Below are 14,614 nucleotides of genomic sequence, written 5' to 3' on the forward strand. Positions count from 1 at the left end.
TCCTCACTGTTTCGCGTAGGCGTCGGTGGCGGCGATCAGGCGCGCCAAGGTGCCGGGCTCGTCGAAGGCGTGGCCGGCGTCGGGCACCAGATGGAATTCAGCTTCCGGCCAGGCGCGATGCAGGTCCCACGCGGTGCGCGCGGGCGTGCAGACGTCGTAGCGGCCTTGCACGATGGTGCCGGGGATGCCGCGCAGCTTGTGGGCGTCGCGGATCAACTGGCCTTCTTCCATGAAGCCGGCGTTCACGAAATAGTGGTTCTCGATGCGGGCAAAGGCCAGCGCGGCGCGGTCGGCGGCGTGGCTTTGCTGATGGCGCGGGCTGGGCAGCAGCGTGATCGTGCTGTCTTCCCACTTGCTCCATGCCTTGGCGGCGCGCAGCTGTTCGGCGGCGTCGTCGCCCGTCAGGCGCTTGTGGTACGCCGCCACCAGGTCGCCGCGTTCGGCTTCGGGGATGGGCGCCAGATATTCTTCCCAGCGGTCCGGGAAGAGCCACGACGCGCCTTCCTGGTAGAACCATTGGATTTCCGCGCGGCGCAGGCCGAAGATGCCGCGCACCACCAATTCGCTCACGTGCGACGGGTGCGTCTCGGCGTAAGCCAGCGCCAAGGTCGACCCCCAAGACCCGCCGAACACCAGCCACTTGTCCGCGCCCATGATCTCGGTGCGCAGGCGCTCGATATCGGACACCAGGTGCCAGGTCGTGTTGTTGTCCAGGCTGGCGTGCGGCTTGGAACGGCCGCAACCGCGCTGATCGAACAGCAGCACGTTGTAGCGCTGCGGATCGAACAACTGACGATGCACGGGCGAACAACCGCTGCCCGGGCCGCCATGCAGGAAGACGGCGGGCTTGCCGTTCGGATTGCCCGACATTTCCCAATAGATCTGGTGGCCGTCGCCGGTATCCAGGATGCCGTGGCGGTAGGGTTCGATTGGCGGGTAGAGCATTAGGCGACTCGCTTGAAGATCAGGTCCCAGACGCCGTGGCCCAGACGCAGGCCGCGGTTCTCGAATTTGGTCAGGGGGCGGTAATCGGGGCGGGGCGCATAGCCGTCCGCCGTGTTGGCCAGCAGCGGTTCGCCGCTAAGCACTTCCAGCATCTGCACCGCGTAGTCTTCCCAGTCGGTGGCGCAATGGATGTAGCCACCCGGTGCGATGCGGCTGGCCAGCAGCGACACGAACGCGGGCTGCAGCAGGCGGCGCTTGTGATGGCGCTTCTTGGGCCACGGGTCCGGGAAGTACACATGCACGCCGGCCAGCGAATCCGGGGCGATCATGTCGCGCACGACTTCAACGGCGTCGTGCTGGATGATGCGCAGGTTCGGGATGCTGGAATCTTCAATGCGGCGCAGCAGCGAGCCCACACCGGCGTTGAATACTTCGACGCCCAGGAAGTTGTCGTCCGGACGGGCCAGCGCGATCTTCTCGGTGGTCTCACCCATGCCGAAGCCGATCTCCAGTACCGTCGGCGCCTGCCGGCCGAATGCGGCCGCGGGGTCCAGGCGGCGGGGCGCGTACGGAATGGACCACTGGCCCATCAGGCGCTCCAGCGCGGCCAACTGGCCCTGGGTGATGTGGCCGCGGCGATGCACGAAGCTGCGGATGTGCGTGGCGCCCGGGCTGTTCGGGGCGTGGGCGGTGCTGGCCAGCGCGGCCTGGGTTTCCGGGGAAACGGGGGCTTGCGCAGCGGCAGGCGCGGCGGAGTCGGCGGTCGTGTCGGGGGTGTTCACGGGGGGCGTCGCGGGCTTGTCCGCGGGGTTGTTCGTATTCATAGCCCCGAATTGTAGTGGCAGGTGTGGCGAGGCGGAGTCGGCCGGATGGACTAAATTGGGGACGCATTTATGCCGTGGCTGCCGGAAGGCGCGGCAGGGAGGACAAAAATCCCCCTGGAATCCAAAAAAAGGCGCGCTATAATCGTCGGCTCTGCCCCGGCCCTGCGCCGCGGCACGACACCCGAGCGGGTGTAGTTCAATGGTAGAACGGCAGCTTCCCAAGCTTCATACGAGGGTTCGATTCCCTTCACCCGCTCCACTTCGATTTTTCACGAACCGCCACCGCACGCCGGTGATCGTCGCAAGCCATTCCCAGATTTCTGACCTGCCCGACCGGCGTGACTTCATTGCCTTCACATTGACGTGCGTGCCTGTTTCGCCGCTGGCGCTGCCGCCTGCGCGGTATCTGCACTGTCGGCGGCCTTCGCCGAGCGTTTCTTCAATTCCAGGATGACCTGGCCGCCCGACAGGATGTCGGTCTGGACGGCGACCCTCGCTGCCTGGCTATCGCGATTGCGCATCGCCGCCAGCAGGGAATAGTGACCGTCGATCATGTCGCGCCCACCTGCCGTATAGCACTGGGCGATCAACGGTCCCATCTTCAACCATAGCCGTTCCAGGATGCTCAAGAGCACCGGCATGTTGGCGATCCGACAGTACTCAAAATGGAAGTGCTGGTTCAGGCTGATGGCCGCCAGGACGTCGCCGGCGGCCAAGGCCTGTTCGTTCTGCTCGATCAGCGCCTCCATGCGCGCAATGTCTTCGGCGGTGGCGACTTCGGCGGCCCGCGCAGCGGCCATGCCTTCGAGCTCGAGGCGGATGTCGCGGATTTCCAGGTATTCGGGCAGGGTGACTTCGGCCACCCGGATATCGCGCGCGCTACGCATGGTCAGCGCGCCATCCTGCACCAGGCGCAGCACGCCGTCGCGCACGGGGGTGATGCTGGTGCCTAGCTCTGCGGCCAACTCCCGGATACGCAGCCGGTCTCCCGGCCGTAGCTGGCCCTCCATCAGGGCGCTGCAGATTCTGGTGTAGACCCGCTTGCCCATGCTTTCGTACTGCATGGCGGAAAAGCGGGCCTCTGTTTGCGGCGGCAGCAATGTCGCAGGCGCGTCGGCGTTAGGGTCGGAATGCGGGCTTGCGCTCGGATGATGCATCAAAGTACGTGCCAAGAGTCTGAAGATCGCCACGGAGACGTTGGTCCGGGCGGGCGGATGGCGGGCTTGCTGCCCACTCCCTACTTTATCAGCCTTATAGGCGAAACCGGCATTCGAGGGCGGTTTCCCGGGATATTGCCGTCTTCGGGATTACACCGATATCGGGGTTTTTGTATCTTGATGCATGATGCATCAAATATCTAAATCGGGATGTGTCGTGATGCTGTCGAATGCCGCCACCGGCTTGGAAGAACCGGTGGACGCCCTGCTGGTGAATTCGCCGCCGCCGATCCGGCTCAAGGATGCGGAACGCGTCGCCAGGGCCTGCTACCCCGGTTATGCGCAGTGCGCCCCGTTGTCGGGCGAGCGCGACATGAATTTCCGGATCAGCCGGGCGGACGGCGAGTCGCTGACGCTGAAGTTCATCAATGGCGCGGAAAGCCTGGACGAAACGCGCATGCAGATTGCGGTGCTGAAGCATCTGGAAGCGCGCAGTCACGGCATGGGCTCGGTGCGGGCGCCGCATCACCAGCCTGCCGACGCGGCAAGGCTGACAGAGGACTACCCGGATATCAGGCCGGGGTGCGGGGATGGCTCAGCGTCGCAGGACTGGCTGGATTTTCATGTGCCGGACGTTGCTGACCCTGTGCGGGTGCGCGCCTATGGCTACCTGCCTGGCCGGGCGGGAACGGCCATGTCGGCCGCGCCGCAGTCCTGGTACGCCGTGGGCAGGGCGGCCGGGCAACTGGATGGGCAGCTTGCCGACTTCGAACATCCGGCTGCGCATCGCCTTTTCCTGTGGGACGCCTGCCAGGTGGCGCGCGTGCGGCCGATGCTGGGGGCAGTCGAGTCCGCGGACGAACGGGCGCGCATCGCTGCTTATCTGGACGTGTTCGAGCTGGACGTCATGCCTGCGCTGGCCGCGCTACCCAGCCAGATCATCCACAACGATCTGTCGCCCAGCAACATTCTGGTCGATGCGGCGGGCTCGGAACTGGCGGGCATCCTGGACTTCGGCGATATGGTCCACGCGCCGCGGATCGCCGAGATCGCCATTGCCGCGTCCTACCAGATGACGGCTGCCGGCAATCCCCTGGACGTGCTGTCGGCCGTCGTGGCGGGTTACGAGTCGGTGTCTGCGCTGACGCCGCAAGAGCGGCGCCACGTGCTGGACCTGGTGCTGGCGCGGCTGGTGCAGCGCATGGCGATTCCGTCCTGGCGCGCTTTGCGCTTTCCCGGTAATGGCGCCTACATCCTGCGCAGCCGGGCTGCGGCGACGGCGTTGTTCAACGAGCTGTACGACGAATGGAGCCGGGGCGCCCGTTGAGCGCGTCCTGCATGGAACTGCGCGACGCCGCGTACGAATCGAACCAAGGACATGCGATGACAGTAAACCGCAACGAAGCGCATCAAGACTTGTTGGCGCGGCGCAAGGCGCTGGGGCCGGCTTACCGGTTGTTCTACGAAGAACCGGTGGAACTGGTGCGCGGCGAGGGCGTGTGGCTGTACGACGCCTCGGGGCGTCGCTATCTGGACGCCTACAACAACGTACCCGTGGTCGGGCACGCCAACCCCGCCGTGGTGCAAGCGCTGTCGCGTCAGGCATCCAAGCTCAACACGCATACGCGGTATCTCCACGAAGGCGTGGTTAATTTCGCCGAGCGTTTGCTGGCGCTATTTCCGGATGCGCTGGACACCGCCATGTTCACCTGCACGGGCAGCGAGGCCAATGATCTGGCGCTGCGCATCGCTTTCGAAGCGACGGGGCGGCGGGGCGTGATCGTTACCGAGAATGCCTATCACGGCGTGACGATGGCGCTGGCCGATGTGTCGCCTTCGCTGCGTCCTGTCGGGGCGCACGTCCGGACGATACCGGCGCCTTGCCTCCTGAAGGGATCGCCGCACGAGGTTGCGGCGAAGTTCGCCGCCTGCGTGGATGCTGCGGCCGACGAGCTGGAAGCCGCCGGCACGCCAGTGGCCGCGCTGATGGTCGACACCGTGTTCGCCAGCGACGGCATGTACGCCGATCCCAGCGAAGCGCTGACGTTGGCGGCCGAGCGCGTGCGCGCCCGCGGCGGCCTGTTCATCGCCGACGAAGTGCAAGGCGGCTTTGCCCGGATGGGCGCCAACTGGTGGGCTTTTCAGCGCGATAGCGTGATCCCGGACATGGTGTCCATGGGCAAGCCCATGGGCAACGGCCATCCAATCGGCGGCCTGGTCGTGCAGTCGCGCCTGGCAGAGGTCTTCGGCCGGCAATGCCGCTATTTCAATACTTTCGGGGGCAACACCGTGTCGTCGGCCGTCGGCCTGGCAGTGCTGGACGAGCTGGCGCGCATGGATGCGCCAGCCCACGTCGAGCGTACCGGCCAGGTCATGGCGCAAGCGCTGGACGAGCTGGCGCAGCGCCACGATTGCCTGGGGGCAGTGCGCGGGCAGGGCCTGTACTGGGGCGTCGACATCGTCGCGCCCGACGGGGATGCGGCGAGTGCCGCCCGCCTGACCCAACGAATCGTCAATGGGTTGCGCCAGTCCGGCGTGCTGCTCGGCACGGCTGGCCGGCATGCTTCGACGCTCAAGATCCGCCCGCCGCTTGTGTTCCAGCCCGAGCATGCCGGCCTTCTGGCCGCTGCCCTGGATGAGCAGTGCCGCACGGCGATGCACTGAGCCACCAACAAGATAACTAGACGCTTCATAAGAAGACCGGTCCCACCCCACCACGTCGAACAAGCAAGGGAATCATCATGCGCAACACTATGTTCTTCAGAAAAACGGCACTGCATGTCCTGCTGGCAGGCGCAGCCGCTCTCGGCGCAGGCGCGTCGGCCATGGCGCAGACGCATGGCGGCACGCTCAACGTCATCCTGAATCCCGAGCCTCCCGTCCTGATGCTGGGCCTGAACCAGCAGACGCCTACCCAAATCGTCGGCGGCAAGATCTACGAGAGCCTGCTGACCTATGATTTCAAGCTTAATCCCCAGGCCAGCCTTGCCAAGTCGTGGAGCGTATCGCCCGATGGCCTGACCTATACCTTCGAGCTGCAGGAAGGCGTGACCTGGCACGACGGCAAGCCGTTCGGCGCCGACGATGTGCTGTTCTCGCTCAAGGAATACCTGCCCGAGGTGCATGCGCGCGCCCGCAACAACCTCAGCCATGTGGCGAATATCGAGAAGACCGGGCCGCTCACGGTCGTCATCACGCTTAAAGAGCCGTACTCACCATTCATCAATGCCTTTGAGGTGTCGTCCGCGCCCATCGTGCCGGCGCACATATACAAGGGCACCGATTTCCGCAACAACCCCGCCAACCAGACGCCGATCGGCACCGGGCCGTTCAAGTTCAAGGAATGGCAGCGCGGCCGCTTCGTGCTGCTGGAGCGCAACGACAAATACTGGCGTCCCAACCTGCCGTACCTGGACAAGATCTACTTCCAGGTGATTCCGGACGCCAACTCGCGCCTGGTCGCGCTGGAAAGCGGCTCGGTGCAGGTCGCCAGTTTTGGCGACATCGATTTCGCCTTCCTGCCGCAGATCAAGGCCAACCCGCAGTTGGAGATCACGACCCAAGGGTACGAGTTCACCGGCTCGCACGCCGCGATCGAGCTTAACCATCGCACCAAACCGCTGGATGACGCGCGTTTCCGCCAGGCCATCCAGTACGCCATTGACCGCAAGTTCATCGCCGAGCGCATTTTCTTCGGCGCTGCGCGCCCGGCCACGGGCCCGGTGTCGTCGGTCACGCGTTTCTACGACGACAAGCTGCCGCGCTATGACTACGACCCGAAGAAGGCTATTGCGCTGCTCGACGAAATGGGCCTGAAGCCGGATGCCAGCGGCAAGCGGGCCAGCATCAAACTGCTGGGCCTGCCCTATGGCGATACCTGGAACAAGGTGTCCGAGTACGTCAAGAGTTCGCTGTCCAAAGTCGGGGTGGACGTGGTGCTGGAAAACACCGACGCGGGCAGCTGGGCGCGTCGCTACTCCAATTGGGAGTTCGATTCGGTGGTCGAGTACCTGTACCAGTATTCGGATCCGGCGCTGGGCGTGGATCGCACCTACCGTTCGGACAATATCCACAAGGGCGGCTACGGCACCAACACATCGGGCTATGTGAACAAGGACGTGGACGCCGCGCTGATCGCCGCCGCGAAGGAAGTCGACCCGGCCAAGCGCCAGCAGCTGTACACGCAGGCCTACGGCCAGGTCGCCAAGGATGCGCCGACCGCCTGGTTGGTCGAACTGGCGTTCCCCACAATCACCAACAAGAAGGTCAAGAACGTGACGACGTCCGCCATCGGCGTGGCGGAAAGCTTCGCGACGACCTACATCGAGAAGTAAGAGGGAGAACGGATGATGAGGTGGCTGCGGCCCTTACTTTCCGTGCTGGGCAAGTCGGTCACGGTGCTGGTCGCAGTCGCCGTCATCAACTTCGCCCTGGTGCACATGGCGCCCGGCGACCCGGTCAGCGTGCTGGCTGGCGAAGCCGGGTCGTCCGACGCGAAGTTCCTGGAACAGCTGCGCCAGGAGTTCAAGCTCGATCAACCCCTGGTGGTGCAACTGGGGAGCTATCTGCAATCCATCGCCACGCTGGACCTGGGCTACAGCTACCGGCAGCAACGCCCCGTGTGGGACATGATCGCCGACCGCTTGCCGGCCACGCTGGTGCTGGCGATCCCGGCTTTCCTCATCGCCCTGCTGGGAGGGATCCTGCTGGGGGCGCTGGCCAGCCGTTACCGCGGATCATGGCTGGATTCCGTCATCACCGCGGCATCGCTGGCGTTCTACGCGACGCCCATCTTCTGGGTCGGATTGCTGCTGGTGCTGGGATTCTCGGTCAGCCTGGGCTGGCTGCCGGCGTTCGGCTACGAGACGATGGGTTCGTCGCTGACCGGCGTGCCGCGAATGCTGGACATTGCCAAGCACGCCCTCTTGCCCATCGTCACCCTGGCGGGCTTCAACCTGGCGGTCTACACCCGTCTGGCGCGGGCCTCCATGAACGAGATCCAGGGCGCCGATTTCGTCAAGACGGCGTGGGCTAAGGGCCTGTCTTCGGGCCGGGTGGTGTGGGTGCATCAGCTGCGCAACGCCGTGCTGCCCGTCATCACACTGGCCGGCATGCAGGCGGGTCAACTGATCGGCGGCTCGGTGCTGGTGGAAACGGTGTTTGCCTGGCCGGGAATTGGCCGGCTGGCTTTCGACGCGCTGCAGCAGCGCGACTATCCCGTCCTGCTTGGGGTGTTTTTCTGCACATCGGTGGTGGTGGTGGCGTTCAACCTGTTGACCGACCTGATCTACCGCGTCGTCGATCCTCGCATGCAGAGTCAATCATGAAGTCATTGATCAAGCGATATTTCAGCAATGCTGGCGCGGTGGTGGGGCTGGTATGCCTGGCAGCCATCGTGCTGATGGCCCTGGGCGCTCAGTGGCTCTATCCGATCAACCCTTGGGACGCTACTGAAGCGCCGTTCCTGCATCCGTTCGAGCAGGCCGGCGCCTGGTTGGGGGCGGACTCCATGGGGCGCAACATCGCAGCGGGCATCGTGCATGGCGCGCAGGCCTCGCTGCTGGTGGGCGTAGTGGCGACCGTGGTCGCGGTGTTCATCGGCATGCTGGTGGGCGTGCCGGCCGGCTACCTGGGCGGGCGCTGGGACGAGCTCCTGATGCGCGTGACCGAGATCTTCCAGACCATTCCCAGCTTTTTGTTCGCCATTGTGCTGGTGGCGATCTTCCAGCCGTCTTTCGGTTCGGTGATTACTGCCGTGGCGCTGGTGAGCTGGCCGCCGATCGCCCGGCTGGTGCGCGCCGAGTTCATGCGGGTCAAGTCCAGCGAGTTCGTCGAGGCCGCCACGGTGCAGGGCTATTCGCGCACGCACATCGTGTTTGCCGAAATCCTGCCTAACTGCGTGTCGCCGCTGATCGTGATGGCTTCGCTGATGGTGGCCAACGCCATTCTGCTTGAAAGCGCGATCAGCTTCCTGGGCCTGGGCGATCCCAACCTGATGACCTGGGGCTACATGGTGGGCGCGTCGCGCACGTTTCTGCGCCTGGCCTGGTGGATGTGCCTGTTCCCGGGCGTGGCAATCTTCGTCACCGTGCTGGCGGTCAACCTGATGGGAGAGGGGCTTAATGATGCGCTCAATCCCCGTCTCCATCGCAAGGGGTGAGCCGTGGCGTCGTTGCTTCAGATTGAAAACCTGTCGATCTCGCTGCCGGCCGGCGGAGACCGCGCGTTTGCGGTGGAAGGCGTGAGCCTTGCCCTGAACCCGCGCGAAATCGTCTGCGTGGTGGGCGAGTCCGGGTCGGGCAAGTCCACGTTGGCGCATGCCGTCCTGGGCCTATTGCCGCGCGGCCTGCGCATCGCCGGCGGTGATATCCGGCTGGGAGAACTGCAACTGGCCGGCATGCCCCTGGGCGAGCTGCGTAAAGTGCGGGGCAAGCGCATCGCCATGGTGTTCCAGGAACCGCTCAGCGCGCTCAATCCGCTGATGCGCTGCGGACGCCAGATCGGCGAAATGTTGCGTACGCACGGCATGCGCCATGCCGCACAGGTGAACGCGCGTGTCGCCGAGCTGCTGACTTCGGTCGGCTTGCCGGATCATGCCCGCATTGCCGATTCCTATCCTTACCAATTGTCGGGCGGACAACGCCAGCGTGTCATGATCGCCATGGCCCTGGCGCTGGAGCCGGACATCCTGATCGCCGACGAGCCGACCACGGCGCTGGACGTCACCACCCAGGCGCAGATCCTGGCCCTGATCAAGGACATCCAGCAACGCAAGGGCCTGGCCGTGCTGTTCATTACGCATGACTTTGGCGTGGTGTCCGAAATTGCCGACCGCATCGTCGTGATGCAGGGCGGCCGCGTGATCGAGTCGGGCTCGGCGCAGCAGGTGCTGCGCGATCCCCAGGAGGCATACACGCAGTCGCTGCTGGCGGCCGTGCCGTCGTTCCGGCCACCGCCCGCCGGCGAGGTTCAGCCGGACGCCTTGCTTACGGTGAAGAACCTGCGCAAGACGTACGTGCGCAAGGGAAAGTGGTTCGGTCCGGCCCAGCAGTTCCCGGCGGTCAAGGGCGTGTCGTTCGACATCCGGCGCGGCGAGACGGTGGGGCTGGTGGGCGAGTCCGGTTCGGGCAAGTCGACCATCGGCCGCATGCTGGCGGGTCTGGTTTCTGTCGACGATGGCGAGGTGCGATTGCGCGGGGCCGACATGCTGGCGGAGGGCGCGTTCGCCGATCCGGCGCGGCGCCGTTCGGTGCAGATGATCTTCCAGGACCCGTATGGGTCGCTAAACCCCCGCCATACCGTGGCGCGCATCCTGACCGGAGGCATGCGCCGGCATGGCATGTCGGCCAGCGCGGCCATGGGCAGGGCGCGCGAATTGATGCAACTGGTCAAGCTGGACCCGTCCGCGCTGGATCGTTATCCCCACGAATTTTCGGGCGGCCAGCGCCAACGCCTGGGCTTTGCCCGCGCCATCGCCGTGACGCCGGAACTGATCGTGGCGGATGAACCGGTGTCGGCGTTGGACGTCTCGGTGCAGGACCAGGTGCTGGCCATGCTGCGCCAACTCAAGCAAGAGCTGCATCTTTCCATGCTCTTCATCACGCATGATCTGCGCGTGGCCTCCCAGCTGTGCGACCGCGTCATCGTGCTCAAGCATGGCGAAATCGTCGAGCAGGGCCTGACTGCCCAGGTCTTGGAAAACCCGCAGCACGAATACACCCGCGAGCTGATTGCCGCGGTGCCCGGAAGAAGCTGGAAATAAACACACCCACACGCTTTATAGGATCGCGCAGTGAAAGCATTCATCTCCCCGACCCATGACGTGCCCTGGCCTGGCAACGCCATGATCCGTGGGCTGCTCAAACAGCACCACGATCGCGCCGAACGCAGCATCGAAATCCTTGCCGCGCTGAAGGATGACCTGCGTCTGGATTGCCAATTCGTGCAACGCGCAGCCGAACGTCCAGTGGAGTTGTTCGAAGTCCACGCCCCGGACTATCTACATTATCTGGAGACCGCCTGGGACGAATGGTCCAAGGCGCCGGATGCGTCTTTCGAAGTGCGGCCCTACATCACGACGAATCGCTATTTCCCGACGTTGCGTACGCAGATTCCGGTGACGCTCGCCGGCCGCTATCTGGGCGATGGCGGCTCGCCATTGGTCCAGGACGCCTGGGTCAACATGAACGGCAGCGTCGACGCCGCGGTGGCGGCTGCCGACGCGATCATCGAAGGCGAACGCAGCGCCTACGCGCTGCTGCGGCCCGCCGGCCATCACGCCATGCGCGATCTGGCGATGGGCGGCTGCCACATCGCGAATACGGCGATCGCCGCGCAGCGTCTGGCCAAGCGTTTTGGCCGCGTGGCCGTGCTGGATATCGACGTGCACCATGGCAACGGCACGCAGCAGATCTTCTACGACCGCGACGACGTGCTGACCGTGTCGCTGCACGGAAAGCCAGAAACGCTGTTTCCGTTCATCTGCGGCTATGCCGACGAGATTGGAAGCGGCGCCGGCGAGGGCTACAACTGCAATCTGCCCATGGAGGGCGGCACGGCGATCAACGGTTACCTTGAGCACTTCGACCATGCCCTGGAACGGATCAAGGATTTCGCGCCAGGCGTGCTGGTGGTGGCGGCGGGCTTCGACACGTTCCGCCACGATCCGTTCGGCAACCTGGACATCGACACGGCCGATTACGCGGTACTGGGGGATCGAATCGCCCAGCTTGGCCTGCCCACCCTGTTCGTTCAGGAAGGGGGCTACAAGGTCGATACCCTGCGCGCCAACGTCAATTCGCTGGTCGAGGGCTATCTGAGCCGCCAGGGAGCCTAGGCATGATGACTGTTGAACGCGAGGCGGGTGAGGGCCGTGTGGTGCTTATCAGCGGCGCCAGCCGGGGCATCGGGCTGGCCCTGGCACGTGAACTGCTAGCGCATGGCTGGCGAGTGTCGGCGGGGACACGCCAGCCTGTGGCGGCGCTGGCGGAGTATGGAGCGGATCGTTGTCATGGGGCGCCCTTCGATGCGCGGGATCCGGCAAGTGAAGCGGCCTGGGTGGCCGCGGCGCACGGCCATTTTGGACGAATCGACGCGATCGTCCATAACGCTGGCATCCTTAGCGGCAAGTCCGTGATCGAAGCGAGCGACCAGGACTTCGACGATATCTTCGCCGTCAACGTCAAGTCGCCCATGCGTCTGACGCGGTTGGTCTGGCCCCATTTACAGGCCGCGCCGGAGGGCAAGGTGCTTGTGATTGCCTCGCTGGCCGGCAAGCGCGTGCGGGCGGCGGAAGGCGGGCTGTATTCCATGAGCAAGGCCGCTGCACTGATGCTGGCTCATGGTATCCGTCATGCCGGCGAAGGGGATCGGATCCGTTGCACCGCAATCTGCCCGGGCTTCGTTGCCACCGACATGGCCGACGGCGTGGACGACTCCGTCAAGGCGCAATTGACCCAGCCCCAGGAAGTTGCCAGGATCGCCCGGATGGCGCTGGAGCTTCCCGCCACGGCCAGCGTGGCGGAAATACCGATCAGCTGGCGGGTGGAAACGGCCTTTTGATCGGGAAGCGAGGCGGCGCTGCCGGGCTGGCGTCCGTCCGACCCATACCCGGCTGGGTACAATCCGCTCCCTATGCGCTATTCCGACTTCGATCATCGCCTTGCCGCACTCGGCGCCCAGCCTGTCCATCGCGGCCGGCTCATGCGCGTCTGGCTGAACGGGCAGGCGCTTGACACCGGCACGCGGCGGCGGCGCGCAGAGGATTTCCTGCCGCTGGCGCTGCGCAATGCGCTACCCGCCGTGACGGCGGAACTGGACGGTCTTGCCTGTATCCGTTCCGAACATGCCGGCAACGACGGCTCGCGCTTGCTCGTCGACCTTGCCGATGGGCAGATGGTGGAAAGCGTGCTGCTGCCCCGTGACGGCCTCTGCGTTTCTACTCAGGTTGGTTGCGCGGTGGGCTGTCGCTTCTGCATGACCGGCAAGAGTGGTTTGATCCGCCAGGTCTCCAGCATGGAAATCCTTGCTCAGGTCGTGCTGGCAAGGCGTCTGCGCGCGGTGAAGAAAGTCGTCTTCATGGGCATGGGAGAACCCGCGCATAACCTGGAGAATGTGCTCGAATCGATCGACCTGCTGGGCACCGAAGGCAATATCGGGCATAAGAACCTGGTGCTTTCCACCGTGGGCGACCTGCGCGTGTTCGAGGCCCTGCCGAAGCAGCGGGTCAAACCCGCGCTGGCGCTGTCGTTGCACACGACCAAGACCGAGCTTCGTGAACACCTGCTGCCGCGTGCCGCGAAAATTTCGCCGGCAGCGCTGGTCGAGCTGGGCGAAAAGTACGCCCGCGACACCGGATACCCGATCCAGTACCAGTGGACGTTGCTCAAGGGCGTCAACGACGGCGACGACGAGCTCGACGCCGTGCTGCACCTGCTGAAGGGCAAGTACTGCGTGCTCAACGTCATCCCTTTCAATAGTCTTGAAGGGGACGACTATCAACGCCCCGATCCCGAACGCATCCGCGAGATCGTCCACTACCTTCATAGCCGAGGGTTGTTGACCAAGGTGAGGAACAGCGCCGGGCAGGATGTGGACGGCGGCTGCGGCCAGTTGCGTGCCCGGGCCGTCGGCGCCGAACAGGTCGTCGTGCTGCGTCGCCCGCGCACGCCAAGGCTGGAAGCCGCCTAGCGCCGCCTGAGCTATGCTCGTCCCAGCGTGTGAGGTACGAAGCGGTCCTTCTGGCCGCTGGCATCGGCCGCACACCCTCCAAGACAATTCGATGTTACGGAAGGCCAGGTCGCCCAAGATGAATACGCCCGAGAATTCCCAATCGTCCGCTGCCCCTTACGGGTTGCGGCCTGCTGAAGCGCAGAAAAAGGTCACCGTCCAGACCTTCGCCGACATGCGCGCCCGCGGCGAGAAGATCGCCATGCTGACCGCCTACGACGCGACGTTTGCGGCGGTGGCGGATGCGGCCGGCGTTGACACGCTGCTGGTGGGCGATTCGCTGGGCATGGTGTGCCAGGGCGGCAACGGCACCGTCGGGGTCACGCTTGAGGACATGGCCTATCACACCCGATGCGTGGCGGAAGGCGTCCGGCGCACGGGGGGACGCTCGCTGATTGTGGCTGATCTTCCGTTTGGCAGCTATCAGGTGTCCAAAGCGCAGGCGATCACCTCGGCCGTGGCGCTAATGAGCGCTGGCGCGCAGATGGTCAAGCTTGAGGGCGGAGGATGGGTCGCGGAAACGGCGCGGTTTCTGGTGGAACGCGGCGTTCCTGTATGCGGCCATCTTGGGCTGACGCCCCAGACGGTGTCGTCGCTAGGCGGCTTTCGCGTACAAGGCCGCACGGATGAGGCCGCCGCGCGCTTGCGCGAAGATAGCGCGGCGCTTGAAGCTGCCGGCGCCACCATGCTGGTCCTGGAATTGGTGCCAGCGGCACTTGCGGCCTCGATCACGGCGGATCTGGCTGTTTGCGCCACGATTGGCATTGGCGCGGGCCGCGGCACTGCCGGGCAGGTGCTTGTCCTGCACGACATGCTGGGCATCAACCTGGGCCGGATGGCGAAATTCGTCCACAACTTCATGGACGGCAGCGATGGCGTCAAGGACGCGATCGCGCGTTATGTGCGGGCGGTGAAAGACGGATCATTTCCCGATGACGCCAAGCATGCTTGGTAAGCCGT

13 protein-coding genes and 1 tRNA gene are annotated in these 14,614 nt (G+C 64.9%); 11 read left to right on the plus strand and 3 right to left on the minus strand.

Annotated features, from left to right (window positions below; translation table 11 throughout):
* Positions 1 to 3: 3 nt before the first annotated feature.
* Positions 4 to 945: a prolyl aminopeptidase gene (gene pip / locus AC3WMU_RS14475; RefSeq protein WP_006222388.1), complete on the minus strand. Its 942-nt coding sequence runs from the start codon at positions 943 to 945 to the stop codon at positions 4 to 6.
* A complete protein-coding gene (gene trmB, locus AC3WMU_RS14480) occupies positions 945 to 1,769 on the minus strand; it encodes a tRNA (guanosine(46)-N7)-methyltransferase TrmB (RefSeq protein WP_006222387.1) in 825 nt (274 codons plus the stop codon). Before trmB ends, pip begins: the two co-directional genes overlap by 1 nt.
* A gap of 185 nt (positions 1,770 to 1,954) precedes the next feature.
* On the opposite strand from trmB, the gene AC3WMU_RS14485 reads away from it, so the two are divergent.
* A tRNA-Gly gene (locus tag AC3WMU_RS14485) sits at positions 1,955 to 2,028 on the plus strand.
* 94 nt (positions 2,029 to 2,122) lie between these two features.
* Here the strand turns inward: AC3WMU_RS14485 and AC3WMU_RS14490 are convergent.
* The gene (locus AC3WMU_RS14490) at positions 2,123 to 2,926 is read right to left on the minus strand and encodes a GntR family transcriptional regulator (protein ID WP_192816718.1); all 804 of its coding nucleotides are present in this window, start codon (positions 2,924 to 2,926) and stop codon (positions 2,123 to 2,125) included.
* 220 nt (positions 2,927 to 3,146) lie between these two features.
* Here AC3WMU_RS14490 and AC3WMU_RS14495 point away from each other — a divergent pair, with 220 nt between their 5' ends.
* The 10 genes from AC3WMU_RS14495 (at position 3,147) to panB (ending at position 14,609) form a co-directional block, all read left to right on the plus strand.
* Positions 3,147 to 4,253 carry a phosphotransferase gene (locus AC3WMU_RS14495; RefSeq protein ID WP_006222385.1) on the plus strand — a complete coding sequence of 369 codons (1,107 nt, stop codon included), beginning with the start codon at positions 3,147 to 3,149 and terminating at the stop codon, positions 4,251 to 4,253.
* Positions 4,254 to 4,309: 56 nt separating this feature from the next.
* Positions 4,310 to 5,590 carry an aspartate aminotransferase family protein gene (locus AC3WMU_RS14500; protein WP_052017805.1) on the plus strand — a complete coding sequence of 427 codons (1,281 nt, stop codon included), beginning with the start codon at positions 4,310 to 4,312 and terminating at the stop codon, positions 5,588 to 5,590.
* A gap of 77 nt (positions 5,591 to 5,667) precedes the next feature.
* The gene (locus tag AC3WMU_RS14505) at positions 5,668 to 7,260 is read left to right on the plus strand and encodes an ABC transporter substrate-binding protein (protein WP_492282555.1); all 1,593 of its coding nucleotides are present in this window, start codon (positions 5,668 to 5,670) and stop codon (positions 7,258 to 7,260) included.
* Positions 7,261 to 7,275: 15 nt separating this feature from the next.
* Complete coding sequence (locus AC3WMU_RS14510; RefSeq protein WP_202803386.1) at positions 7,276 to 8,253, plus strand: ABC transporter permease; 978 nt, start codon at positions 7,276 to 7,278, stop codon at positions 8,251 to 8,253.
* Positions 8,250 to 9,086, plus strand: a complete 837-nt coding sequence (locus AC3WMU_RS14515; protein WP_006222381.1) for an ABC transporter permease — start codon at positions 8,250 to 8,252, stop codon at positions 9,084 to 9,086. Before AC3WMU_RS14510 ends, AC3WMU_RS14515 begins: the two co-directional genes overlap by 4 nt.
* Before the next feature lie 3 nt (positions 9,087 to 9,089).
* Positions 9,090 to 10,688 carry an ABC transporter ATP-binding protein gene (locus AC3WMU_RS14520; RefSeq protein WP_006222380.1) on the plus strand — a complete coding sequence of 533 codons (1,599 nt, stop codon included), beginning with the start codon at positions 9,090 to 9,092 and terminating at the stop codon, positions 10,686 to 10,688.
* Between the two features lie 30 nt (positions 10,689 to 10,718).
* A complete protein-coding gene (locus AC3WMU_RS14525; RefSeq protein ID WP_492282556.1) occupies positions 10,719 to 11,762 on the plus strand; it encodes a histone deacetylase family protein in 1,044 nt (347 codons plus the stop codon).
* A gap of 2 nt (positions 11,763 to 11,764) precedes the next feature.
* Positions 11,765 to 12,487 carry an SDR family NAD(P)-dependent oxidoreductase gene (locus AC3WMU_RS14530; protein WP_006222378.1) on the plus strand — a complete coding sequence of 241 codons (723 nt, stop codon included), beginning with the start codon at positions 11,765 to 11,767 and terminating at the stop codon, positions 12,485 to 12,487.
* A 72-nt stretch (positions 12,488 to 12,559) separates the two neighbouring features.
* Positions 12,560 to 13,615: an RNA methyltransferase gene (locus AC3WMU_RS14535; RefSeq protein WP_492282557.1), complete on the plus strand. Its 1,056-nt coding sequence runs from the start codon at positions 12,560 to 12,562 to the stop codon at positions 13,613 to 13,615.
* Between the two features lie 118 nt (positions 13,616 to 13,733).
* Positions 13,734 to 14,609: a 3-methyl-2-oxobutanoate hydroxymethyltransferase gene (panB, locus tag AC3WMU_RS14540; RefSeq protein WP_492282558.1), complete on the plus strand. Its 876-nt coding sequence runs from the start codon at positions 13,734 to 13,736 to the stop codon at positions 14,607 to 14,609.
* Positions 14,610 to 14,614: the final 5 nt, after the last annotated feature.

Source organism: Achromobacter sp. FW305-C-13 (assembly GCF_058783475.1).

Bases quoted from the DNA above. Each gene is read 5' to 3' on its own strand.
- pip (WP_006222388.1), bottom strand. From the start codon at position 945: ATGCTCTACCCGCCAATCGAACCCTACCGCCACGGCATCCTGGATACC.
- trmB (WP_006222387.1), bottom strand. From the start codon at position 1,769: ATGAATACGAACAACCCCGCGGACAAGCCCGCGACGCCCCCCGTGAAC.
- AC3WMU_RS14490 (WP_192816718.1), bottom strand. From the start codon at position 2,926: ATGCATCATCCGAGCGCAAGCCCGCATTCCGACCCTAACGCCGACGCG.
- AC3WMU_RS14495 (WP_006222385.1), top strand. From the start codon at position 3,147: ATGCTGTCGAATGCCGCCACCGGCTTGGAAGAACCGGTGGACGCCCTG.
- AC3WMU_RS14500 (WP_052017805.1), top strand. From the start codon at position 4,310: ATGACAGTAAACCGCAACGAAGCGCATCAAGACTTGTTGGCGCGGCGC.
- AC3WMU_RS14505 (WP_492282555.1), top strand. From the start codon at position 5,668: ATGCGCAACACTATGTTCTTCAGAAAAACGGCACTGCATGTCCTGCTG.
- AC3WMU_RS14510 (WP_202803386.1), top strand. From the start codon at position 7,276: ATGAGGTGGCTGCGGCCCTTACTTTCCGTGCTGGGCAAGTCGGTCACG.
- AC3WMU_RS14515 (WP_006222381.1), top strand. From the start codon at position 8,250: ATGAAGTCATTGATCAAGCGATATTTCAGCAATGCTGGCGCGGTGGTG.
- AC3WMU_RS14530 (WP_006222378.1), top strand. From the start codon at position 11,765: ATGATGACTGTTGAACGCGAGGCGGGTGAGGGCCGTGTGGTGCTTATC.
- AC3WMU_RS14535 (WP_492282557.1), top strand. From the start codon at position 12,560: ATGCGCTATTCCGACTTCGATCATCGCCTTGCCGCACTCGGCGCCCAG.
- panB (WP_492282558.1), top strand. From the start codon at position 13,734: ATGAATACGCCCGAGAATTCCCAATCGTCCGCTGCCCCTTACGGGTTG.